General features: G+C 62.2%; 2 protein-coding genes. Both read left to right on the forward strand.

Annotated elements, in window-relative coordinates; all coding sequences use genetic code 11:
• On the forward strand, positions 1-561 hold a 561-nt coding region (locus DA373_RS15955), incomplete at its 5' end, for an aspartate/glutamate racemase family protein (protein WP_107853256.1).
• Between the two features lie 88 nt (positions 562-649).
• Positions 650-1,320: cytosine permease (locus DA373_RS15960; protein ID WP_198650342.1), on the forward strand; the 671-nt coding region annotated here is incomplete at its 3' end.

Raw genomic sequence — 1,320 nt, forward strand, 5'->3', positions numbered from 1 at the left:
GAAGAAGTGGCCAAGGGTGATCGGGAAGAAGACATCGACGCCTATGTGCTGGCCTGTTTCGGCGACCCCGGTCTGTATGCCGCCCGTGAGCTGACCGACAAGCCGGTGCTGGGCATTGCCGAGGCCGCCTTTCACATGGCCAGCATGGCCGGCGCCTGCTTCAGCATCGTGACCACCGCTCCCCGCGTACGCTTCATGACCGAGCATCTGGTCAGCCGTTACGGCTTCAGCGAGCACTGCAAGGGCGTGCGTACCACCCCCATGCGGGTGCTGGACCTGGCCACCTCGCCGGACACCGCCATCGCCAAGGTGATTGCCGAGTGCCGCCGCGCCATGGAAGAAGACAAGGCGGAGGCCATTGTACTGGGCTGCGCCGGTATGTCGGCCCACCGGGAATATATCGAGCGTGAGATCGGTATTCCGGTCATCGACGGCACCGTGGCCGCACTCAAGCTGTGCGAAGCCATGGTGGACATGAAACTGGGCACCAGCAAGGTGCTGACCTTCAACTGGCCACGCCCCGAGATGGCCACGTCGGGCAAAGGGCTGAAGATCGCCTGAGTCCACCCGTAACACGCACGGCCATGGTGGCCGGCGCATGAATGAGGGCGGCAATGCCCTCATGTGATGGAATACCGAGGACGAAACTATGTCTACTCAGAATGTAAACAGCGACGCCGCCATTCCCATGGACACTGGCACTGCAGGACCGGCCCAGGCCGCCGGCCACGACAAAAAGGCCGGGGAAGAATCCCTGGCGCCCCAGAAGCACCGTATCATGGGCCGGGTATCCTACCTGCTGGCCTGGTTCGGTGGTTGTGTGTCGATCGGCACCTTTACCATGGGCTCCAGCATCGTGGGCACCCTCAACCTGGTGCAGGCGGTGGTGGCCATCGCCATCGGCTGTTTTGTCATCGGCATTGCGCTGGCACTGAACGGCGCCGCCGGTTACAAATACGGCATCCCCTTTATGGTGCAGGCCCGGGCCGCCTTTGGCTTTTCTGGCACCCGTTTTCCGGGGCTGGTGCGGGCGGTACCCGCCATCGTCTGGTACGGCTTTCAGAGCTGGATCGGTGCGGGCGCACTGAATGCCGTGTCGGCCACCCTGTTCGGGTTCGACAACCTGGTGCTGTTCTTTGTGCTGTTCCAGTTCCTGCAGATCGGCCTGTCCATCTTCGGTTTCCAGGGCATCAAGTGGCTGGAAAACGTGGGCAGCGGCTTTATTCTGCTGGCGCTGGTGTACATGTTCTGGAGCGTGATCAACCGCTACGGCGACGAAATCACCGCCAACCTGGTGAACATGGAAGGCACCTGGGGTGT

Origin of the sequence: Oceanimonas marisflavi (assembly GCF_003049725.1) — a bacterium.
In the GTDB taxonomy this organism is placed as follows: Bacteria; Pseudomonadota; Gammaproteobacteria; order Enterobacterales; family Aeromonadaceae; genus Oceanimonas; species Oceanimonas marisflavi.